The following is a 22304-nucleotide window of genomic DNA, read 5'->3' as shown; positions in this document are numbered from 1 at the left end:
CGCCACCGAAGTGCACGAGAATGGGCAACGACACTGACAGGTTCGCGACGTCGACGTTCGGGCCCCGCCGACCGCACCCGCGCCGTCGCCGTCGCGATCCGTACCGGGGTCGAACAGAACGCAGGAAGCGACGTCATCGACGAGCGCATCGCTGCGGCCGAGGCTGCAGGACGTCCACTCTCACTCTGGTATCGACGCTGCCACTCCATACTGACGATACACACGTTCACGAGGTACATATTTCGTTGCAGTGCATGACCTTTCATTGAAAGAATGGCCTAAAAACCTTATCAGTAAGAAGGATTGTTCAGTTGCGTCCTTGAGCTGCAAACGATCTGGTCGGCCAAACGAGCACCTGGCGTCACCAGCTGCGCTCGTCAACGGCTCTGGGATCAACCGCGCTGCGATCCTTTACGTGATACAGGGATCTGCATAAAATTCGGTCAGCTTTGGCGGTTCAACAGCGAAGCCGCCGAAGCCCCGACTCTTTCACGATGAGCCGGGGCGGTTCAACGTCATCTGCGTTGAGCACACAACCCAGATGACCCACTATCAGTGCGGGTCATTCGTCCGTGCGACCGCGCACCCCTCCACCTTAAACAGAACATCCGGTATGTGTTCGGTTGAATTCCCTTCGATATGAACACGTAACCGAACCCGGCAGTGCATCCTTGCTCGCCTCTACGAAGTTTGCGAACCGTCGAGTCCTCCGTTCCGCTCCTTCGCAAGCCACCTTGTGAGCGCATCGCCTCATTCATGCCCACGGCCCCGCGTGTGGGGCGAGGCCTCAGCGCTGGCGGATCACATCACCGCGCTACGATTCCGCTCCCCCACCCCAGAGGACGACACTGGGTCCCCCGACTCCGGCCCGCCATCCACAGGCGACATCGCCGCCGACCAGGCATCTCCCCCAGCATCGAAACCGTGACCGTTCGATCCAAAATTTCTACAGCCGCCAGGGTAGACATTCTCCAGACGCGTGTTGTATCTTTTCTCTCGCAGGAACGAAATCAAGAAGTGCGGGAGAGACGAACTACCCGCACGCAGTACCGCAGGGCAGGGACGTGCCGGGACCGAAAGTTGTGTTTTAAGTGTGTAGTTCAGGTCCCGGCACCACCTTCACGAGGGCTACCGGACATGGTGTGCGAGTTCGGAAGCTCAAAAGAGTGCAGTTGTTACTGGTTCAGTGAGTGAGTTCGACCCGTCTCGGCCCCCCGGCGCACCCCCCGCGCCGGGGGCCCTGTCCATTCCAGTGAGAGAAGACCGCCATCTCGGCAGACACATCCGCCCGCGAGCTGTCCGGCACGTTCGACGACGAAGACTATCCCGCCTACAGCATGGGCCACGCCGCCGACATTCTCGGTGTCCGGCAAGCGTTCCTCCGCGGCCTCGACGCCGCGAAACTCCTCACCCCACAACGCTCCAGCGGTGGGCACCGCCGTTACTCGCGCTATCAACTGCGCATCGCCGCCCGCGCCCACGAACTCGTCGCCGCCGGCACCCCACTCGAGGCCGCGTGCCGGACAATCTGTCAACGTAGGACTGGCTACCTCCATCGCGAACTCGCGTCGCGCACAATCGCCAGCTTCGATCTCGTCAGTGAAGTAGGAATCGATCGCATCAACACGGAAGTCCCGACGCTGTCCGACCTAAATTTTTAGGCCCGAGGGCGTTCGCGAACCGCTCGCGGAAGTCCGCCATTCCAAGGTCACGGACTGACTAGTGCGTTTCACGATCGCGTGCAGCCCACGTCAAACGCAATGGGCGATCCGTAGGGTCTAGCTCGTCGAGCAGGCTGACAGCAGCAGCGACGGTCACCCGTCATCTGTCGAGCGGAAATCGTTGTCAGCACCGCATCCAGGCAAACTGCCGCGAACTCACCGATTCCAGTGCCACTATGGGCGATGTGGCCGACCTGCACGATCCGACACCCGAGAACGCATCTCGCGATGTGTCGTTCCCGGACGGTTCACCGCGGTTCTCGAGCCGACGGTGGACAAAGATTCGGGAAGCTTGGGAGAACAATCTCGACCCGGGCGAACGCTCTGCGGTGTGGGCGTGGACCGCGTTCGCCGTGACCTTTGGCGGTGTGCGCGTGCTGACTCACTGGATCAGGGCCGGGCACGGTCCCAGCGGTGGCGGAATAGTATCGGCGGCAAACATTTTCACCATTACAACATCGGGATCGGCATGCTCACCGGCCTCGGGGCCGTCGCGTTGCGCGGCACTGAACGGCACCGTCGCCATCCCGCGGCCGCAATTGCTTACGGCGCCGGATCCGCATTGATCGTCGATGAGCTGGCGTTGCTTCTCGATCTGCAAGATGTGTACTGGGCCAACGAGGGACGCATCAGCGTCGACGCCGCGATAGGCGTCATCGGCGTCGGCGGCCTCGCAACCGCGGGGTTCGAGTTCTGGCCAGCTGTCCACCACGCGATCTGGGACCGCCCGACCAAGGACTGAGCCTCCCGTCCTCCCCTGCGACAGAGAATCGGCCACCGAAGCCGGCGTCGTCCGACTGCCGCTCATCTTCCGAGCAGCAAGCCCCACGTTCGACACCCTTACCGTCACTCAGCGCCTGTATCCTCACCGCTCAAGGGGCTGGCCAGGGTGTTTAGCCGATGAGGGTGCATCCCTGGCCAGCCCCCTCCCTGATTACCGGTCGACTGGTCGGGGGTATGCCGAGACGAGAACATTGCGGATCGAGAGGCATCTCAAATGAAGGACGTACGGCGCGCCATGACCGATACGGAGCTGGTCGCGGAGCTGAACAGGCTCGAGAGCCAGAACGAATTGGGTCGGTGCGAGGAGCTCCGATTGCAGATCGTCCGTGACGAGCTGGTCTGTCGTCAGTCCGAATCCCGCCCACCGGTCGGCATGTAACCGACACCAGCTCGCGTCGTTCAGGGGGAGAGGTCAACCGTCTGGCGGAGGTGCGCTGGAAAAAGGTAGCCGGACTATGACCAACGCACTCGAAGTGGCAGGGCTCGACAAGAGGTTCGGCTCCGCGGCAGGCCTCCACCAGATCGCGTTCGGCGTCGAGGCCGGATCCACTACCGCTATTGTCGGGCCGTCAAGCTGCGGGAAGACCACGTTGCTCCGCCTGATCGCCGGGTTCGAGAAACCGGACGCCGACACCATCGCCCTTGCCGGCCGTATCGTCGCAGGCGAAAATTGGACGCCCGCGCACCAACGGTCGGTGGGATACGTCGCCCAGGACGGAGCGCTGTTCCGGCACACCACTGTTGGCGCCAATGTCGAGTTCGGGCTGCCCCGCCGTGATCGGACCGCATCGAAGGTCGCCGAACTGCTCGAGATGGTTTCGCTCGATGCCTCCTACGCGAGCCGGCGACCCGACCAGCTCTCCGGCGGGCAGCAACAGCGCGTGGCGCTCGCTCGTGCACTGGCCCGCGAACCGGAACTGATGCTGCTGGACGAGCCATTCTCCGCGCTCGACGCCGGCTTGCGGGCCACTACCCGGCGGATCGTCGCCGATGTCCTGGCAAAGGCCGGAATCACCACCATCCTCGTCACCCATGATCAGCCCGAGGCTCTCTCGTTCGCTGATCGTATGGCGGTCATGAGCGCCGGACGCCTCGCGCAGATCGGTACCCCACGCGAAATCTATTCCACCCCCATCGATGTCCCCACCGCGCAGTTCATCGGTGACGCCGTCGTTCTGTCTGCACAGGTCGTGGAAGGCACAGCCCACTCTGCGCTCGGCGATATCGCTGTGTCGCCGAATGACATTCACGGCGACGCCCGCATCATGGTGCGGCCGGAACAGATCGAACTCACCCCGGACGGCGCAGGCATATCCGGGACGGTAGTCGACATCGAATACCTTGGATCCGAGATGCTGCTCGGCATCCGCCTGGACACCGCAAGCGGAACAGACGCCGAACGAGTCACGGTCCGCCGCTTCGGTGCCACCGCTCTCACCCCCGGAGACGGCGTCGGCATCCGAGTCGCCGGCCCCGCCGTGACATACCCCGCCTGAGATCCGAACGCATCAGGGATCCGGAGGAGGACCGCAACTACGGACCCATCTTCAAGACGCAGCCTAGTCTCGCCCGGCGTGCTGGGGCACCCACCTCTGATGCCGAATCGACTGCCTGGTCGGTCTGACGTCGCGAAGCCAGCCGGAGACAGAATCGTCTTTGGTGCGATCATCCTTGGTGCGCACGCCCCGACGCGCACTCTGCCGCGCCGAGTATCGGTTCAGGACTCCTCGGCCGGGGTCACCGGACTCGCCGCAAGTGTGACCACGACCTGACACCCGCCCTGTCCGCTGTCACCGATCCGTACCGAACCTCGGTGGGCGGAAACGATTTCCGCAACAATCGCCAAGCCGAGGCCCGAACCGCCGAGGTTGCGTTCACGGGAATTGTCGAGTCGCACGAACCGTTCGAGGACTCGGTCCCGATCTGGCTGCGGGATGCCGGGGCCGTCGTCGGAGACGATGACCTGCGCGGTGTCCCCATACTGCATTACCTGCGCATGGACGGTCTGTGCCGCAAATCGGATGGCGTTGTCGATGAGGTTGCGCACTACGCGCTCGAGTTGGGTGTGGTCGCCGCAGATCCGCACAGGGCTCAACGCGGCCGTGATCGTCTTCTCGGTCCCACCGCGAGCGCGGTGGACTTCTGCGTCCACGACGTCGTCGAGGTCCACGTCGCCGAGCCGCAGGGGTAGGCCGTGTTCGTCGGCGCGTGCGAGCAGCAGCAGGTCGTCGACCAGTAGATGCATGCGCGTGACCTCGGGTAGCAATGTTTCGCGTACGAGTTCGTGATCGAGCAGTTCTGGGCGGGCGTCCGCCAGCTCCAGGGCAAGGGTGAGGGTGGTCAATGGGTTTCGTAGCTCGTGGGATGCGTCTGCGACGAATCGGCGTTGCGCGGTGTGGCCGGCGTCGATTCGGGTGAGCATGTCGTTCATGGTCCGGGCCAACGCCGTGATCTCGTCGCGGGGCGTGGGCACGGGAATCCGTTCACCGAGGTCGTTACTCGAGATGGCGGCGACCTGGGTGCGGATGTGTTCGACCGATCGCAGCGAACGCCGTACCAGTGTGTAGGTCGCTACTGCGGCGACGAGGGCGATGGCCGGGCCACCGAGGGCGAGGAGTCCACCTACGGTGGCGACGGTGGCTTCTACAGATTCTGCGCTCACCGCGACGAGGACGGTGTAATCGGTTGCGCCGCTGGAGGCTCCCTGCGCGGTGATCCGGAGATCTGTCCCATGGTCGGTCGGCCCGGACAGTCCCCGCGCCGGCGGCCCACCGGCGGGCGGGCGCGTATCGGTCGCCGGGGCGCCGGGGTCGGGGTCCGATGTCCGCACGACGTGCCCTGTCGGATCGATGACTTGGACGAGGACGATGCGTTGATTGGTGCCGAACAACTCACTGTCGAGGTCTGTGGGTGAGTCCGACTGCAGGCTGGTGGTGATGTCCTGGGCTCGGATGGTCGCGGCGTCGTCGAGGGCCGAGAGCAGGGCCCGGTCCAGTACGAACAGCAACGCCGCCGCCCCGAGCGCCAGGGCGATGGTCACGACACCGGCCGCAGCCAGTGCAGACCGGATCGCCAGTCCCCACACCGAGGGTCTGAGCCATTCGGGTACCGACCTCATGCGGTCATCATCCGCTCGCGCGGTCCTCTGCGGCGTCGATGACAACAATCCGATCGGCGAGTATCTGACGGTTCAGCGCGGTCACGAAACGCGCATTCCGGCCGGGTTCGCCGTCACAGGTCGCTGTCTGCGGTCGAGACGTTGTCCTGTTGGCGGGCCGGCTGGGTTGTTCTCTGCTGTCGTGACCGCAGAGCGTTGATCAGGAGCGGTGCGACGGAGAGGAACACGATTACGATCAGAATCTCTTCGATGTGACTGCGGACGAATCCGATTCCGCCGAGCAGGTACCCCAGTGTCGGTACCCCGATTCCCCAGACGGTGCCGCCGATGACGTTGTAGACCGTGAAGGTGCGGTACTTCATCCCGGATGCGCCGGCCATGACCGGCGCGATGGTGCGGGCGACGGGGACGAAGCGGGCCAACAAAATTGTGCGCGGGCCGTAGCGGTCGAAGAACCTCCGCGACTGTTCGAGTTGTTTCGGGCCGATCCGTCTGGCACTGGGCCGATGAAATACTGCCGCCCCTGCCTTTCGTCCGATCAGGAAGCCGAGTTGATCGCCGACGATCGCAGCGATCGGGATGGTGAGAAGCAGCAACCACAGTGGGGCGAACGGATGCGGCTGCGCGGCGAAGACTCCGGCAGTGAACAGCAACGAGTCGCCCGGCAGGAAGAAGCCGACGAGCAGGCCCGTTTCGATGACGACGGCGCCGAGGACGCCGAGCAACCCCAGGGTGCCCAGCAGTGTCGAAGCGTCCAATATTCCAGGTCCCATTGCCACGTTCATGCTGGTTGTCCCATCGTCGTCGGGTTGTTGCGGTCCCGGGCAGTGCTGCTCGGGCCCAAGGCTCTGGAGCGCCGGTCGTGGGAGCGGGCCATCCAGCTCGTGTAGAGCGCGCCGCCGATCACTGCGGCGAGGCTGCCGAGGAGCATGCCGCCGATGACATCGCTGAGCCAGTGTTCACCGAGGTACAGGCGAGTCACCGACACCACTACCGCCACGACTGCGGCCGTCACCAGCAACAACACCCGCCGGGCCGGAGACCAGGCATACCCGAGCAGGAGAGCGGCCGTCATGAACAACGCCATCGCCCCCGTCGCATGCCCGGACGGAAAGGAATGGTCCGTCTCGAGCAGAACCTGGGACGCGATCGGGGGACGTGACCGCCCGACAACGGATTTCGTCACGGTCGAGACCAGCGCAGCCCCACCGACCGTCCCGATGAGAATCAGCGCGGGGATCGGCGATCGGGCTCGCCGGGACAGCACCGCACCGATCACGACCGCGAGGACGACGGTGCCCACCGGCCCGCCGGCGTCGGTAACAGCGATAGCCGGTCCGGTCACCCAGTCCGAGCGGTGCCCGGTGAACCAACCCAAGACCGCCGGGTCCGCGCTGGTCAACCAGTCTCCAGCTTTTACCTGATACGCCAGCGCGACAAACGCCGCCGCCAATCCGGCGCCCTGCAGGCAGATCAGCGCCGTTCCGGCCGAGCGGCGAGTTCCTGACAGGCTCCGCCAAAGCGAGGCACCCGAAAATAGCGCCACTCCCCCGACCAACACGGCCAGAGCGATCGCGGCTGCAGCGCCTTGATGTATGCCGGACACCAATTCGTGGGCCCTCCCGACCAGGTTCATACGGACCGACGCACCGTGCCCCGCCGCCGATACCAATGACAGCCAAGGTGGCTCCACTACTTTCAACCCCATCAGTATCGAAGTCGGCAGCTGTGGAGCCGCTGAGAATGGGACGCCGATCGCGCCCTTCCGGCCGGGCAGACCGTCGGCACGAATAGGTGCGCGGCCTCTCTCAGGGCGTTTTCAGCATCGTCTCTCTACGGTCGGATCTGTGAGTGAGACAACGAGATCTGAAGCTGCCACGACCCGGCGAGTGATGCTGAGTAAGGTCCCCGAGATCACGGTCTGGTTCTGGATCATCAAGATCCTGTGCACGACTGTCGGGGAAAGCTTCGCCGACTGGATCAACATGACCTTGGGTCTAGGCCTGAACACGACCGCCCTCATTTTCACGGTGATACTTGCCGTTGTCCTGGTGTGGCAGTTGCGCCTCAACCGCTACGTACCGTTCGTCTACTGGCTGGCGGTTGTGGTGCTCAGCGTCGCCGGCACCCTCTACACCGACGTCCTGACCGACGATCTGGGTGTGCCACTTGCGGTGAGTACGAGCGTCTTCGCCGCGGCCCTGGCTGTGGTTTTCGGTGTCTGGTTCGCCCGTGAAGGGACCTTGTCGATTCACAGCATCGTCTCGGTGCCGCGGGAGTTGTTCTACTGGCTTGCTGTTCTGGTCACCTTCGCCCTCGGCACTGCCGCGGGCGATTGGACACTCGAGATCACCGGATGGGGGCCCGGCATCTCGGTCCTGCTGCCTGCCGGGTTGATCGTCCTGATCGTGATCGGCTGGCGGCTGGGCGCGAACGCAGTGCTCTCCTTCTGGCTCGCGTACGTGCTGACCCGTCCGCTCGGCGCCAACCTCGGCGACTGGGTTGCGTCCTCGTCCACCGATCGTGGTCTCGGTGCAGGTACAGCTCTCACCAGCGCTATTTTCCTCCTCGCGATTGTGGCGACGGTCGTCTATCTCACGATTACCCGCCGCGACGTCGTCACCGAACCCGAACTCCCACCCCCGCCGACCGGCACATCGCCTCGGGGACGCGAACGGATCATGCTCGGCTACTACGCCGCAGTCGCCGTCGCGGCCGGTGCACTGCTCGTGTGGGCCTCCGCCCAGCCGCACGAGGCCCTGGCGAGCGAAGAGGAAACCGGCACGGCCGCGGCGAGCGCGACCCTCACGCCGGGGCAGGTCAGCGCCGTGTTCCCGTCCACAGACATCGCCAACTTCCGCGCCATCACGCAGGACACGCTGACAAAGGTGCAAGCCGGTGACCACACCGGCGCGGTTGCACGGATCAAAGACCTCGAAACCGCATGGGACGACGACGAAACATCTTTGCGCCCCCTCGACGCGACTGTCTGGGGTGCACTCGACGGCCGGATCGACAGCGTCCTCAAATCGGTTCGGGCCAGCACACCCGATCCGGCTAACGAAACCCAAACTCTCACCGCATTGTTGACCGAACTTCAGTAGACGACCACACGCTGCACGCGCGTAACCCCGCAGTCGGCGGTACACAGGAGCCCTGTGAGGCGAGTTGCACGTCGAACTTTCCATAGATGGTGCTGATCGATTGCACGGCTGCGCGTTCAGGGTTTTCTCAGGAGCAGAGTGGCATCGTTGTCGACGGCGGTCGCGCTCCGCATTCACACGCATGCGCGCCTGCTCAGAAGGCCGTCCGGGTGCCGAAGGTCGGGCGGGCTTCTCCCGTGGCGCAGGATTGTTCAGGCTGTCAAGCCCACACGCCTCGCCAACCATGGAAGTGACTGTTCCAGCCCTGGCCCCCACACGTACCACGAGTGCCCGCCGGGAAGTTCGAGATACCGAACGGCCATACCGGCAGCGGTCGTCGCGTCAAGCACATGACGAGCCTGGGGAAGGTCCGGATCCTCCTCTCCTGCAACGATTGTGCCGGTACTGGTCTTGAAGTCTCCGCGGTTGAGAACATCAAGAGGGTTGAATTTGCTGAACGCCTCACCGTTTCCGTCGAACACGCGATCCACGGTCAGCTCACGCGAGCCGAGGCTGGGTTCGTCTTCTCCGGTGATGTCTACGAAAGTCGGATAGACAGTGGGTGCGTTCACCCCCAGCACGAGCGCACACGTTCCGCCCGCAGAGAATCCTCCGACTGCCCAGTGACCATGATCGGGGTCGACTTGTAAGTTCGTCTCGATCCACGCGGGGACGTCGACACTGAGATAGGTGAAGGCGTTCGCGGTGGGCGAGTCCATGCACAGAGGTTGCGAGAATTGATCGCCCAGTGAATCGGCCACCACGACGACAGGCGCCAAACCTGAATGATCGTGCGCGTAGGCATCTGCCACCTCGTTCAACCGTCCACCGTCGAACCAATCTCGTGGAGTTCCGGGTTGGCCGGGCACCAGCACGAGTACCGGCAACTGCGCCCGTGGGGTGGCCAAGTATGCCGGAGGAAGATAAATCCAGGCATCGCGGGCGCGGAATCCCGAGACCGTTCCCGCAATGTCGACGGTGGTGACCACACCATCCTCTGGCATATCCGACGGCGGTGACCACACTGCGCCGAGCGATGCACCGGCATTCACTGTGACTAGGTTTTCGGTGCGGCCGGGGACGCTGTCGAAGTCGATTTCGTCGGCAAGGCTGACACCGAGAACGCCGCGCATGGTCGGGTATGTTCCGAACTCTTGATTGACCTGCGCCAAGCCGCAGACTGCTATCGCACCGACTGCGACCATTGCGAGAACTTTCACCGCCCACGACGTTCGGCGAAGCAGTGAGAGCGAGCCGGCGGCGAAGAGAATCCCCACCCACAGCAGTGCAACAGCAGGAACGGCGTCCGGAAACGGCTTCCAGATCTTGTTCACTCCCACCGACAAGGCGATCGCCGCAACAACACCGATCCCTAAGCTCAACGGCACACGAGCGAGCCACCACCGTCGTCCACGTCCGCGCAGCAGCCACACCAACGCGGACCATCCCAGTGCGAGAATCAGTATCCGAACGGGTCCGTCGATCAGCGATATGTCCAGCAAAACCATCACTCCTGCATTCCGGCATCCGTTCGCGGCGACCACAGTAGGGCAAGTAAATGACACTGACATGACCGCGCAACGTGAACAGCGCCACGCGGACCGCTGACAGCTGGGAAACCCTCCCCCGCGACCGAGCGCAGCCAAGCTGGTAACCCCAAGTGAGACAGCTACCGGAACAGGGAAGGTAGCAGACCGCCATCACATGCTCTTCCCTCACTGACACAACAGCTTTCACCGTCAACCGGAACGAATCGGCGCTGTGATCGGTGAGGGCCGAGCCCACCACCACGCCACAAGCACGGAAAGAGCGCCCCGAAGGGGCCATTGTTGCACTCATCGAACCGCGCTGACTTCGACGTCTGCGGACGACAACTCAGATGATTTTTCACGAACGTATCGCTCGAGGTGACGGAAGCCCGCTGTCGACAGCACGCCGTGGTGCACCGCGTGGGCGTCGCCGAGCTGAATTCGCCGAGCGGCATCCGTGGTAGGTATCGCGGATGGCGTTCACGACCCGTCGAACCTTGCCGCAGTCATCATCGAAGGAACGGATGGCGAAAAGATCGAAGGCTGTTGCGGAGTCGGCTCCCACAGTGTGATGTAGAAGAAGTCGCGACGATCCGGCGCCAGATACCGATTCGGATCTTGTTGAATATCAGGCATCAGAGTGGTCGGAGCCAACACGCCCGAAATGTCGGGCGCCCACGACGAGAACATCGTCATCCCGGAATGGATGCCGAGTTCCATACCGGTGACAGCGCCGGCGTCCACCCATACGCGGGCAAGAGTCGACAACAACCATCACTGTTCCTCACTGCCCCGATGCTTCCCTTCATCCTGCGCCCGGCAACCTGAAGCCTCGCTGAAGATCTCGCCACCACAAGCGCCCGCGAAGCCACCTCCGCCGGCCTCGCACCACCCGAGGATCACGCGCACGGAGAAGACATCAGACTGGACCGGAGACCTCACGCAAGTGTCGTGCCATCGAACTGCGCGCCCCAGGCATTCAGCGTTCCTTCAGAAACAGCTGCGTAGCGTCCACACTGGTTCGTCGAACACACTGAGGATGGGCCACCGACGGGTGGTGCCCCCAATTTCAGAGGGTTGGGTGCACCACCTGACTCGGGGTGCGAGAGGTGAGATCCGTGATCACACCCGCACCACTTGCAGGGCAACGTCGTCATTCTGATGGAGTGAGACGACTGGTGAGCCAAGCCGACAGCTCACCGCAACACAGTCTTTCGGAAACAACGGTTTTGGTGCTTCTGGTCTGATTTGATGTGGAGATGAACAAGGCCTATGCCTCGGCACTCGTCTTGGTCTGTGCATCACTGGTGGCCGGCTGCGGATCGAGCGATGAACCCACGATCCCCGCTCAATCAACCTCGAGCGCTCCCTCATATCCCCTGGCTACCCCCGAGACGCAGGACTCGGGCATATACGGGATCCTGGTGCCAGGAGTCGCCACCAATCCAACGCACATGGGTGCCGAATCGATCAGCTTCGACCTTCCCGGAATGAGCTTCGACGACGCGGTGCCATGGATGGAATCGCACCTGCCCCTGTACGAACATATCGACGATATGATGCCTGTGGCGCGAAGCAATCGGCGGGGATGCACAGTTGGTACTGGCGGGGCGGTGTGGACGCACCAATGCTCTCAGTGACGGTGTTCGAAGCACCCATCACCCAGGTCGGCATCTTCGGTGGCAGCGATCCAGAGGGATGTTGAGGAACGACCATCTCGGAGCGGTAGGCCCGGGAGACGTCCATATGCATAATCGCTATGTCAGACAGGACAACTATGCCGAAAGAACTCATACTCGGAGAAGGCCCCGATGACCTGGACAACGACATTCTGATGATTCGATATCGACAGTTCATCGCAAGCTCAACCGAGCATGCGCTGGCTGGCGACTTCGAGGGTCGCGACGTCTGGGCTAGGGCCGCCGATCGCTTTGCCGCCGTCGCTCGGCGGCGCGGCCTACAGACCTGAGAATGTCTCTGACTCCCACGCACAAAGAAGTATTCGGTGGTTGTCTGGTGGCCGGGACTTGACCAGTCTCCGCTGACAACCTCACACTCGAAGGAGCCTGCCAGGAGCGCGAGATCGACGGCCGCACGAGTACTCTGCCGTCTCCGACCCACGATTACCGGTCCAAGAATTTCGCACTCCTGAGGCCCTTACCGTCTCCAACAGACCGTCGCCGGAACCTTTGCAGCGGGTAGTGCGACGGAGCACGCTCTCGCCCCGTCGAATGATCGAGGGGGTGGACAAACGGCGACCGCCGCGACCGGTACCGAACCGGGTGCGATCGCGCCGACGGTAAACGGGCTCCGGAGAACGGCTTTCGCGAATTGCCAATTGTTGTTCTGGTTCGATGTCATCGCGTCAACGATCCTCAGAACAATGCGTTCCCACATCGTCCCTCGGGGCTGAATTTCACGCGATTCTGTCGGGGCGTACACCTAAGGGCCGATGCCTAAGGGCTCAAATCGCCAACTCGGGGTATTGCGTAAGGGTCGCAGAAGAATTCGTCAAAACATTCACGATGGCGATGAACATCATCCGTCCACTACTGCAACCATCTCTCGAGCAGCCACGTCCGCGCAGGTCATGATACATGTTCTACACGTAGTGAATTCGGACTCGAGGAGGCTTCTGTCGTGATCACGAACGACCCGCATGGCGGGGTCCGGGTTTTTGCCCCCTCTCGTTGAGCGATACAGGCCTGGCCGATCCGTGAGCATCAGCCCTCTCTTCCGTATGAGCAATGGATCTCTTCGTATTGGTAATGGGCAATTGGTTCTGGTGATCGCATCGTGCCGCGGCACTGATTTCGATCAGGTAAAGGGGATGCCGCCTGAGTCCGGCGCAGGTGCCGGCTACATCGACCTCGAGTGTTTGATCGTCTGCTTCCGCCCGTCCTGAGCGAGCAGTCCGAACTGAGAGGCGCACAATGACGAACTATGAATCGTGGAAGCAAGAATCGGTGGCATCTGCATCCTGCAGTCCGTACGGGTTCGGAGTTGTCCCGCGGAGAGCGTGCGGCCGATGTGGTCCGCAACGGTATGGGTCGTGGCCGTTTGTCTTCGTGTTCGTCGCGATCATGGGGATCTGGGCAGGGTTCAACGGCAATACCGGTTTCGATCCCTACCCGTTCATTCTGCTGAATCTATTTTTGTCGATGCTTGCCGGCATGCAGGGAGCAATTCTGTTGATCTCGGCGAAACGGGCGGATGCCATCAGTAGTGAAGTCGCGGTTCACACTCTCGACAACACCAATCAACTCCGACAGTTGATCGAGGCGAACACGGCACTGACCGAGACCGTCGCGGAACTCTCGCGGGAGATCCACAAGCATGTCTGCACTCCGGAACACACCGCACGCTGACCGTCACGAGCTCGTGTCCAGCGCAAGCAGCGGCGCATCCGGACTCCTCACGAGAGCATCTGCGGTTGCGGACAGGGTCTTGGCGAACAGGGTGGCGGTAGCTGCGTCGAAGAGATCGGCGGAGTAGACGAGTGCCGCCTCGATCCCGGCGGGTCCACCGGTTTCGTCGAACACTTCGGCAAAGTGAAAATGAAGGTCACACTTGGCGATGTCGAGTGGCCGCGGCGTGACCTCGAAGGTAAGCCCGTCGGATTCGAGCACTGCGGCAGGGAAGTTCTCGAACGACATTGCCACCTGGAAGAACGGATGCAGCGACGCGTGGCGAGGAGGATCAAGGTAGTCGACCAGTCGCTCGAACTGCACATCACTGTGGTCGTGCGCCAACAGTTCTACTCGGCGGCACTGCGCTACAAGTGAGTCGAAGTCCGCCGTAACGTCGACGTGTGTGCGAAGCACGAGTGTGTTCACGAACATGCCTACGACGTCGTCGAGTCTCGGATGGCCCCGGCCTGCGACCGGGCTACCGATGACGATGTCGTGGTCACCGGACAGAGCACTCAGTGTCGCCGTCAAGACGGCGTGAACGACAGTGAACATCCCGGTCTCGGCTCGCTTTGCAGACGTCGTCAACCCGCGATGCGTCTCGGGGTCAAGCAAGAATTCGACTCGCCCGGCCCCGAATGTCCACATCGAGGGTCGAGTGTGGTCGAGTGGAAGGGAAATCTCGCTCGGTGCCCCGTCGAGAACCGTCGCCCAATGTTCGAGTTGACCGACAGCGAGGTCGGTAGGCGCCTCCTGCGCTCCCAGAATTGCCGTGCGCCACATGGCATAGTCCGAGTACCGCACCGCGGTCTCCGGCCACGTCGGATGCGTGTTCCGCACCCGAGCCTCGTACGCGACGGAAAGGTCACGCGCGAGAATGGCAAGGGACCATCCATCTGCCGCGATGTGATGGACAACCGCCGCCAACAGATGATCTTCGCGATTGTATGCACATACGATCAAGCGAATGGGGATCTCGGAACGCACATCGAAACCCCGAGAGAGCGTCTGGTGAACGATCGATTCTGCATCGCTCGAATTCCCTTCGACCACTGTAAGTCCGCGCGGAATCCGGTCCGGATTCACGACTAGCGGGCTGGGCGAACCCGCGACATCCGGATATACGGTTCGAAGTGTTTCGTGCCTGACCATTACGTCATGTACGGCCGAAGCCAGTGCGTCGTGGTCGAGTCTGCCGCGCACGCGAATTGTGAAGGGCAGGTTGTACAGAGCAGGAGAGGTGAGTTCTCGGCCGATGTATTCCTGTGCAGGTGAAAGCAGCGGCGTCGAGGCGTCGACGGCTCGTTCCAGTTGTGGCACCCGTCCGATGTGTTGGCCGAAGGAACTCGCGAGCGCGGCGGCGCTCGGTGAGTCGAACAGATCACGAACACCGAGGTTTATGCCGAAATCGGCGTTGAGGCGGCCGATCACTCGCGTTGCAGACAATGAGTCTCCCCCGAGATCGAAGAACGAATCGCTGTGGCCGATCTCGGTGGCCGTGAGCACTTCCTCGAATGTACGGATGATGCGGGACTCGATCGGTGTTGCGACCCGTACCGCTTCTCTCCGCTCGAAGGTGGGAGCGGGGAGCGCGCCCCGATCGACTTTCTTGTTCGTGGTGAGTGGAACCGCGTCGATGCGAATCACGACGACCGGGATCATGTATTCCGGCAACTTCTGTGTCAGAAGGCGTTCGATACTCGCGTCCGAGTCCAGGATTCCCGAGTGCAGTTTCACGTAACTCACCAGCGCCGGCGAACCGTTGGCCAGATCGCGGACTAACGTCGTGGCGAACTCGACCGACGGGTGGGCGTACAGGACGGAATCGATCTCACCGAGTTCGATTCGGCGCCCACGCACCTTCACCTGATCGTCTGTGCGGCCGAGGAATTCGAGTTGGGCGTCGCCTGTCCATCGGACCCGATCGCCGCTTCGGAACATACGCTGCCCCGATGAAAGAGTGGACGCAACGAAACGCGCAGCCGTCTCCCCCGCTCTCCCCTCGTATCCTCTGGCCAAACCAGGCCCCGACAGGTAGAGCTCCCCCGCGGCCCCGGTGGACAACGGCTCGAGCGATGCGTCGAGAACCACCGCCTCGACTCCGTGCATGAGCCGCCCGAGTGTCACACGATCGTCGACGTTCAAGACGTCGGTGATGGTGACACTGCATGTCGCCTCGGTAGGGCCGTACGCGCTTCGAACACGCACGAACGGCGCCCACCGGCGAATCAGGTCGTGCGGTAATTTCTCGCCACCGACTATCAGGAATTTCAAACAGGGCACCCGTTCCGGAGCCAATGTTGCGAGCGCCGAAGGCGTTACGAGTAGATGTGTCACGGCATGACGGCGGATGAGGTCTTCCAGCTCGAATCCACCAATGGTCTCGGGTGGGCAGATCACCGACGAGGCGCCGAACAGAGCGGGAGCGAGCATCTCTACGACAGACGTGTCAAAACTGGTTGAAGCACAATGCATTACTACCGAGCGTGAATCGAGCTCGTATTTTTCGCGAATGTCGGTAGCCAAATTGGCCAGGCCACGGTGAGTGACCGACACCGCTTTGGGCCGGCCCGTGGAGCCGGAGGTGAAGATCATGTAAGCCCGATGATCGGCATGTGCGGGCTCGGCGTCGAAGGACGGCCCGAAAGCATCGGGGTCACGGTCCAAAAACAGCCACTCGAGGTCGTACGGCAACGAATTTCGCAGCCCGAAAGTCGTGAGCCCGATCTTCGGTGTGCATACACCCAGCATGTCCACGACCCGTTCGACGGGGTGGGCCGGATCGATCGGTACGTATGTGGCTCCCACTCGCGCCACAGCCCACATTGCCAGGACCGATTCGATGGATCGCGGGATCGCCACGACAACAACATCATCGGGGCCTACATCGGCGGACTTCAAATGCCGACTCCAGAGTCCCGCCATCCGATCGAGGTGCCCGTAGGTCCACGATCTGTCACCGTCGGTGATGGCAACCGAATCGGCAGCGCGGTGCACTGCGGAACGCAGAAGAGAATCAAGACTTCTGGGCTCGACCGAAGGCTCGCCACGCGCCGGCGTCGTGGCTCCCAGCTCGGCATCCGTCCACAGGCGCGGAGCAGGATGATCCGGCGGCGTGTCGACGAATGCCTCGAGAAACCGAACGAATCGATCATGATGCGCAGAAAGTTCGGCAGAGCTGTACAGCGCACCGTTGGCCTCGAGATCGACGCGAATGTTCCCTGTGTAACCGGGGTAGACGTTGAGCGCGATATCGTCGACCGGTCCGGTCGTGAGTATCTCGACGTGACCTCGTACCGCGCCCAAGGTCAGGGACCTGTCGAACAACATGATGTTGACGACCGGACCGAACGCTTGCACTCTTGACTGCCGTCGACCGTCAGTCAGAGCGGACATGTCCTCCCGGCGGTAACATTGGTGCCGAAGTGCCTCGCTCAGTGCGCTTTCGACAACGCATACCGCCGAGGAGGGGGTCGATGCACCCACTCCGTGAAGTACCAGAGGAACCACGTTCGACATCGCGCCCGGCAACGATCTCGACGCAGCAGTCACTCGTCCGGATACCGGCAGCGACAAACACAGGTCGTCGACACCACACATCAGCGCGACGTATGACGCGAACGCCGATATCACGGTTGCTGCCGAGAGATCGGACAGTGGCACTGTGCCACTCGCCCGCAGCGTACTTCCCCGAGAAGTGCCCATCACACTCGTGCCCAAGGACGGAGGTGAAGGAACTGACCGGAGTTTCTCGTGCCAGAATTCTCGATCGCGGCCACAGCGTTGTGATTCTCGGTATCGGCTTTCCTGGCGGGCAACCGCCGCCGCGCGATCCGCCACAACCGAGTCGACCTGATCCGGCCTCACCGGACCAGCGGACAGATAGATCTCGGCGGCGCGGCGCATCAGAAGTGCAGCGGAGTAACCGTCGAGTGCGATGTGATGCGCACGGTAGTACCAGAACCAGCGATGAGGGCCGACCTGCAACAGATTTGCGACGGTGAGGGCAGTATCCGGATCGAGAGTTGCCGTGCTCCACTCTCGATTCATCCACGTCATCGCTGCCCGGACGGGATCGTCGTATCGACGGAAATCCAGCCTTCCGCCGACCAGTGTCAGATGAGGGTCTTCATCCAATTCGGGCACTTCATCCGTCACACGTAGACGAAGGCCCGCAACGCCGAACTCACGGTGCGCGGCGACTGTCGATGATTCCAGCCGAGATGCGTCCAGCTCACCGTTCAGATCAACGAACTGAGCTATGACAAACGGCGTCGCCGGGTCAAGGGACTGAGCGAACCACAACGAGCGTTGTGCGGCTGTCAACGGCGTCATCGTCTCGCTCGGATCACGACGATCTCCTCGGTGACCTGGTCAGGGTCGATGACACCGATCGACTCCAGGTATCGCCTGCGCGACAGCAAGACCGGGCCGAAAGGAATCGAGGTCCTCGAGACCACCGATGCCTCGAGTTCGTTGTCGGCGAACAGTTCGACGGTGCGATCGATGCCGCTGAGTGCGGACTGGATCAGCAATATCGTGCCCTCGTTCCGCAGGACACCCGGCGCCGTCGCACATATGCGATCGAGCAACAGGCGTCCGTCGTTGCCTCCGTCCCAACTACGAGCACGGCCGGAGCGCGGCGCACGATCGCCCTCAGTAGGAACATAAGGCGGGTTCGAGACGACAAGGTCGAATCGACGACCGTGAAACGGGGCCAGGAGATCTCCGTGACGAACGCGGATTCTGTGACCGCGGAGTCGCCCGTTCATCCAGGTGCACACCGCGGCACGTCGCGAGATATCCACGGCGAAAACCGTTCCCGCCCCGGCCTTGGCCGCACACACACTCAGCGCACCACTACCGGAGCACAAATCGAGAACCTGAGAAGACGCATCCAACTTCTCGGCGCGTACTGCGTCAGAGATAAGACGAGTATCGCTCTGAGGCGCATAGACACCGGGAAATCGAATCATCACACTGCGCTCCTGCCGTGGACTTACTCGGTGGATGTCTACGACTGCTCCTGCCAGACTGCCTTCGCTCCGCTCTCACCGATCCGATAGACCTGAACCATCGAACCCACTGCCGCGACAACTGCCATCGCCGCTATCGCGACTGTCACGACCCGGAGCAGCGTCGAACTGTCGGACAGTGAAGTTCGTGCGCTTCGCCACTCGGAGAATCTATTGGTATGCAGGACCCACCATGTCGCCGCGAACACGAACACCGCAATGGACCAGATCAGAAGTTGATCACCGAGTTCGGCGTGAATCTCGATCAACTCGCTGTGAGGCGAATTATGTTCGAGCCATTCACCTGCACCGGTGGTGATCGGTACGAGTATCAACGTGACGAGGGCGATGGCCGGTGGAAAAATCCCGAGCCTGCGCCGAGCACTCGGCCACAGAACGGAGCAGAGAACCAGAACCGCCGAGAGCGGAACCAACACGACAACGAAATGAACGAGAAGCGGGTGGGCAGGTAATCCGCCGATCGTGGTCAGGCCCATGTCGACCAACGTAGGCAGAATTTCTTGGAGAGTTCTGGGGACCCTGCTCGAACGTGCTCGGTGTCAACGAGCCACCGGGAGCACAATCTCGAAGGACGAGCCGACATCCGGTGTCGATTCGACGAAGACTTTCCCTCGGTGCGCGTGCGCGATCTCGCGAACCAAGGACAATCCGATGCCATATCGCCGGCTACCGACGGGTTGAGTCGGGCCATGTGAGAATCGGTCGAACAGAACCGGAACCGCTTCAGGTTCGATTCCGATTCCCGTATCGCTCACGCGAATTCTGACGTGGTCGCGATCTCGCTCGACGCGGAGAAGGACGTGCCCTCCCGGACGCTCGTGAGCAAGCGCATTGTCGACAAGCGCGAGAACCGCTCGGCGCAAAGCCGATTCGATCCCCAAGACCAATGGCTCTCCAGTCCCGGCCTTACTCACGTCGACAGCAATGCCAGATTTCTGAGCATGATCGGCCACACTGTCACGGACCTTCTCACACACTGCCGCCATGTCCACCCGATTCCGGGGTTGTCCGCTGTCGTCCATTGATGCGGCCATCAACAGGTCCTCGATGACTTCGCCGAGGGCCCGAGTGTCATCCACCAGCCCGTTGAGCTGCGAAACAAGCTCAGAAGACTCGAGCGAGTCTCCGCGCCTGGCCAAAAGCTGCGCACGAGTGTGCAGCACGGTCAACGGCGCACGTAGTTCGTGCGACGCATCGGCGACAAAACGACGTTGCAACTCGAGCGCCTGCGTCAGCGGCTGAATCGCACGTCGGGACAACAACACCACCACGCCCACAGATGCAGCAATTCCGGTGAGTTCGGCAAATCCGAGAGCAAGAAGTAATCGCTGCCTTCCTGATTCATAGGGCTCGAGTGCCGCGACCACGACGACGCGACCTTCCGCACCGTCGGACACGAGGGCCCTGAAGTTGCTGTCACCATCGGTGAAATCCGAATACCCAGCAGGCGAATCCAAAAGTTCCGTGGTCCCGTTGGGGGCATGCACGCTCACGGTAACCACGCCACCATTGGAACGAAAGGCCAGCGACATACCGGGCGGCGGATCGTCAGCATCATCTGCTGTGGCTGCGACCTCAGTCAGTGCAGAACGAATCTGCCGATCCTGTGCCCGCGCATAGCCCACATAGGACACCGCTCCGACGATCAGCAACACGGCACCGAGAGCAATGGCGGCTTGGACCGCGGCTGAACGTCCGGCTCGCCGCAGACGCGCCTCGTCACCGAACCCGATCCCAGACGACTGCCCGTCCGTGATTTTGCTGCGGACAATCATGATCCGAGCCGGTAGCCGAGTCCGTGGACCGTGGCAACGACATCCCTGCCCAGTTTCCGCCTGAGATAATGAACATAGGTGTCAACGGTGCCCGGAGTATCTGCACTTCCGAACACACGCCCCAGAAGCTGAGTCCGAGAAAAAACCTGCCCAGGCGATGCGCACAGAAACCCGAGCAGTTCACTCTCTCGTTCGGACAACGAGGTCACCGATCCGGACTCGGTGTCGGTAGCCGTCCGGTTCGCACGATCGATTTCCCACCTACCGACCACGATCGACACAACGGCGGTTCGGCGACGCAACAGGGCACGTATTCGAGCCAACAACTCGGGAATCTCGAATGGTTTGACCAAGTAGTCCTCGGCACCGGCATCGAGTCCCTCCACACGATCGGCAACGGAACCGCGAGCAGTGAGGATCAACGACGGGACTGAGCAATCCCTCGCCCGAAGGGTTCTGAGCAACTCCACGCCGTCGATGACCGGTACCCCACGATCGAAAACGAAAGCATCGTAGGTGCGAGTCAACGCCAGATGCAGACCGACTTGTCCGTCGTGAGCCACGTCGACGCCATACCCTTCCTCCTCGAAGAGGTCCGCGAGCATGCCAGCCAATTGCCGGTCGTCCTCGACAAGAAGAATTCGTGGTTTCGCGCCCATACCTGCGAGCCTGCCACGTCCGTTCTGAGAACTCTCCAAGATTGCAGCGCAATCGTGGAGCTCGGAGCTCCACGACGGAACTACCGATTTCCAGCAGCTCCACACCAGGCATTAAGCCCCGGGTAAGTACCTCGACCGATTGTTGAGTTCTCAAAACTTTCTTCGGTGGCAGCCAGTCTGAACACCCCAAGCGCGGTCGCGGGCATGACCGTGACCAACCCAGAAGCCGCGAACGCGGCAGCGCCCTCCAGCGCCAAAGCAACCTGCGGGCGGCACACCAGGCAGCCGACGCAGCCCCAACCGCACGGTGGCCGCTCGAACAGAGTCAGCGCGGCTGGATCATTCACCGGCGGCCAAGCTCTTCTCCAAAGCGGCAAGGCCGTATCGGGCATCGAGAGCCACGGCGGGAGTCACCGAAGTGAAACGTCCTCGAACAACGACAATGATCACGCGGCCGAAATACCTACGCCAATCCCCCCTCACTATGGACTGCCAGGGCGCATCAAAATACGAGGGCAAGAACAGGTGCGTCCGGATCGTCGATCGCAGCGCTGCACGTACCGTGCAGGTCCGCGACACGCTGCGGACACGGGCGGGCGCTGAGCCAACCTCTCAGGAGGAGATTTCGTAGGCTCCTGCGCCGGATGCAGCGGAACGAATCCGAAGCGCCGCCGCATCGCCGTGTCCACGAGGGCAATCGAGCGGTCCGCGGTGCTCGACCGCGGCCGATGACAACCACATTGCATGGCAGCACGAACGGCTCGGCCTCGCCCGAGGAATACATCAGATCGATTGCCTGCTCACACGCGCGCTCATCGGATCGCCGCCATCTGATGTGCGTCGTCGTTCGCGGCGCGGACCGTATCCGAAGCGACGAAGCGGTACGCAGATCGGGCGGCCGACCCCCCGGGGAGTCAACACCCGGTTGGTTGGCCATCTGCGGCCGATCATCTGCCCGACATCAACTGCCGCGGCGGTGATATTCCCACTTCTTGTGGCAGTTAAACCCCAGGACAAGTTCCCAACAGACGATCGGCGGCGAAAACGTTCCAACCACAAGGCGGCGGGATCGTCGGCGCAGATTCCCGGTCCGCTTGCCGGAGTCTTGCTGAACGGGGGCAAGCCTTATC

15 protein-coding genes and 2 pseudogenes are annotated in these 22304 nt (G+C 62.2%); 7 read left to right on the top strand and 10 right to left on the bottom strand.

The window, feature by feature from the left end; all coding sequences use genetic code 11:
- Nucleotides 1-1268: 1268 nt before the first annotated feature.
- The 4 genes and pseudogenes from GJB56_RS32150 to GJB56_RS29680 all read left to right on the top strand — a co-directional run.
- Nucleotides 1269-1529 (top strand): annotated as a pseudogene (locus GJB56_RS32150) (MerR family transcriptional regulator); the annotation flags it as partial.
- 422 nt (nucleotides 1530-1951) lie between these two features.
- Nucleotides 1952-2463: pseudogene (locus GJB56_RS29690) on the top strand (hypothetical protein).
- 255 nt (nucleotides 2464-2718) lie between these two features.
- Nucleotides 2719-2883, top strand: a complete 165-nt coding sequence (locus GJB56_RS29685) for a hypothetical protein (RefSeq protein WP_154606716.1) — start codon at nucleotides 2719-2721, stop codon at nucleotides 2881-2883.
- Between the two features lie 76 nt (nucleotides 2884-2959).
- A complete protein-coding gene (locus GJB56_RS29680) occupies nucleotides 2960-4000 on the top strand; it encodes an ABC transporter ATP-binding protein (RefSeq protein ID WP_113683867.1) in 1041 nt (346 codons plus the stop codon).
- Nucleotides 4001-4221: 221 nt separating this feature from the next.
- Here the strand turns inward: GJB56_RS29680 and GJB56_RS29675 are convergent, their stop codons facing one another.
- The 3 genes from GJB56_RS29675 to GJB56_RS29665 all read right to left on the bottom strand — a co-directional run bounded on the left by GJB56_RS29675 (nucleotide 4222) and on the right by GJB56_RS29665 (nucleotide 7330).
- Nucleotides 4222-5622 carry a sensor histidine kinase gene (locus tag GJB56_RS29675; RefSeq protein WP_113683868.1) on the bottom strand — a complete coding sequence of 467 codons (1401 nt, stop codon included), beginning with the start codon at nucleotides 5620-5622 and terminating at the stop codon, nucleotides 4222-4224.
- Nucleotides 5623-5735: 113 nt separating this feature from the next.
- Entirely contained in the window at nucleotides 5736-6407 is a 672-nt protein-coding gene (locus GJB56_RS29670) for a DedA family protein (RefSeq protein ID WP_113683869.1), read from the bottom strand.
- Complete coding sequence (locus GJB56_RS29665; RefSeq protein WP_113683870.1) at nucleotides 6404-7330, bottom strand: phosphatase PAP2 family protein; 927 nt, start codon at nucleotides 7328-7330, stop codon at nucleotides 6404-6406. Before GJB56_RS29665 ends, GJB56_RS29670 begins: the two co-directional genes overlap by 4 nt.
- Before the next feature lie 139 nt (nucleotides 7331-7469).
- On the opposite strand from GJB56_RS29665, the gene GJB56_RS29660 reads away from it, so the two are divergent.
- Nucleotides 7470-8726 (top strand): COG4705 family protein, encoded by a 1257-nt coding sequence (locus GJB56_RS29660; RefSeq protein ID WP_113683871.1) that lies wholly within the window; start codon nucleotides 7470-7472, stop codon nucleotides 8724-8726.
- 251 nt (nucleotides 8727-8977) lie between these two features.
- Here the strand turns inward: GJB56_RS29660 and GJB56_RS29655 are convergent, their stop codons facing one another.
- Together GJB56_RS29655 and GJB56_RS29650 are read right to left on the bottom strand one after the other, a co-directional pair.
- Nucleotides 8978-10273, bottom strand: coding sequence for an alpha/beta hydrolase (locus tag GJB56_RS29655; protein WP_162793441.1), 1296 nt, complete (start codon nucleotides 10271-10273; stop codon nucleotides 8978-8980).
- 501 nt (nucleotides 10274-10774) lie between these two features.
- The gene (locus tag GJB56_RS29650; RefSeq protein ID WP_154606715.1) at nucleotides 10775-11065 is read right to left on the bottom strand and encodes a hypothetical protein; all 291 of its coding nucleotides are present in this window, start codon (nucleotides 11063-11065) and stop codon (nucleotides 10775-10777) included.
- Between the two features lie 1006 nt (nucleotides 11066-12071).
- Between GJB56_RS29650 and GJB56_RS29645 the strand changes: the two genes are divergently transcribed.
- A complete protein-coding gene (locus tag GJB56_RS29645) occupies nucleotides 12072-12263 on the top strand; it encodes a hypothetical protein (protein WP_113683875.1) in 192 nt (63 codons plus the stop codon).
- 964 nt (nucleotides 12264-13227) lie between these two features.
- Nucleotides 13228-13662: a DUF1003 domain-containing protein gene (locus tag GJB56_RS29640; RefSeq protein ID WP_240190418.1), complete on the top strand. Its 435-nt coding sequence runs from the start codon at nucleotides 13228-13230 to the stop codon at nucleotides 13660-13662.
- Between the two features lie 3 nt (nucleotides 13663-13665).
- On the opposite strand, the gene GJB56_RS29635 is transcribed toward GJB56_RS29640, so the two are convergent.
- The 5 genes from GJB56_RS29635 to GJB56_RS29615 form a co-directional block, all read right to left on the bottom strand.
- Nucleotides 13666-18039 (bottom strand): non-ribosomal peptide synthetase, encoded by a 4374-nt coding sequence (locus GJB56_RS29635; protein ID WP_113683876.1) that lies wholly within the window; start codon nucleotides 18037-18039, stop codon nucleotides 13666-13668.
- Nucleotides 18036-18683 (bottom strand): HemK2/MTQ2 family protein methyltransferase, encoded by a 648-nt coding sequence (locus tag GJB56_RS29630; protein WP_113683877.1) that lies wholly within the window; start codon nucleotides 18681-18683, stop codon nucleotides 18036-18038. Before GJB56_RS29630 ends, GJB56_RS29635 begins: the two co-directional genes overlap by 4 nt.
- Nucleotides 18684-18718: 35 nt before the next feature.
- Nucleotides 18719-19216 (bottom strand): DUF2231 domain-containing protein, encoded by a 498-nt coding sequence (locus tag GJB56_RS29625; RefSeq protein ID WP_113683878.1) that lies wholly within the window; start codon nucleotides 19214-19216, stop codon nucleotides 18719-18721.
- A gap of 63 nt (nucleotides 19217-19279) precedes the next feature.
- Nucleotides 19280-20515: a sensor histidine kinase gene (locus GJB56_RS29620; protein ID WP_113683879.1), complete on the bottom strand. Its 1236-nt coding sequence runs from the start codon at nucleotides 20513-20515 to the stop codon at nucleotides 19280-19282.
- Entirely contained in the window at nucleotides 20512-21174 is a 663-nt protein-coding gene (locus tag GJB56_RS29615; protein ID WP_195849643.1) for a response regulator transcription factor, read from the bottom strand. The genes GJB56_RS29620 and GJB56_RS29615 overlap by 4 nt, the downstream gene beginning before the upstream one ends.
- Between the last annotated feature and the right edge of the window lie 1130 nt (nucleotides 21175-22304).

The organism is Rhodococcus sp. AQ5-07 (assembly GCF_009707305.1).
Lineage (GTDB): Bacteria > Actinomycetota > Actinomycetes > Mycobacteriales > Mycobacteriaceae > Rhodococcus_F > Rhodococcus_F erythropolis.
Note: the sequence above shows the minus strand (reverse complement) of the source record. Positions and strands in the feature narration are given on the sequence as shown.

Excerpts from the sequence above, each read along its gene's own strand:
- GJB56_RS29685 (WP_154606716.1), top strand. The coding sequence starts at position 2,719 with ATGAAGGACGTACGGCGCGCCATGACCGATACGGAGCTGGTCGCGGAG.
- GJB56_RS29680 (WP_113683867.1), top strand. The coding sequence starts at position 2,960 with ATGACCAACGCACTCGAAGTGGCAGGGCTCGACAAGAGGTTCGGCTCC.
- GJB56_RS29675 (WP_113683868.1), bottom strand. The coding sequence starts at position 5,622 with ATGAGGTCGGTACCCGAATGGCTCAGACCCTCGGTGTGGGGACTGGCG.
- GJB56_RS29670 (WP_113683869.1), bottom strand. The coding sequence starts at position 6,407 with ATGAACGTGGCAATGGGACCTGGAATATTGGACGCTTCGACACTGCTG.
- GJB56_RS29665 (WP_113683870.1), bottom strand. The coding sequence starts at position 7,330 with ATGGGGTTGAAAGTAGTGGAGCCACCTTGGCTGTCATTGGTATCGGCG.
- GJB56_RS29655 (WP_162793441.1), bottom strand. The coding sequence starts at position 10,273 with ATGGTTTTGCTGGACATATCGCTGATCGACGGACCCGTTCGGATACTG.
- GJB56_RS29645 (WP_113683875.1), top strand. The coding sequence starts at position 12,072 with ATGCCGAAAGAACTCATACTCGGAGAAGGCCCCGATGACCTGGACAAC.
- GJB56_RS29640 (WP_240190418.1), top strand. The coding sequence starts at position 13,228 with ATGACGAACTATGAATCGTGGAAGCAAGAATCGGTGGCATCTGCATCC.
- GJB56_RS29635 (WP_113683876.1), bottom strand. The coding sequence starts at position 18,039 with ATGACGCCGTTGACAGCCGCACAACGCTCGTTGTGGTTCGCTCAGTCC.
- GJB56_RS29625 (WP_113683878.1), bottom strand. The coding sequence starts at position 19,216 with ATGGGCCTGACCACGATCGGCGGATTACCTGCCCACCCGCTTCTCGTT.
- GJB56_RS29620 (WP_113683879.1), bottom strand. The coding sequence starts at position 20,515 with ATGATTGTCCGCAGCAAAATCACGGACGGGCAGTCGTCTGGGATCGGG.
- GJB56_RS29615 (WP_195849643.1), bottom strand. The coding sequence starts at position 21,174 with ATGGGCGCGAAACCACGAATTCTTCTTGTCGAGGACGACCGGCAATTG.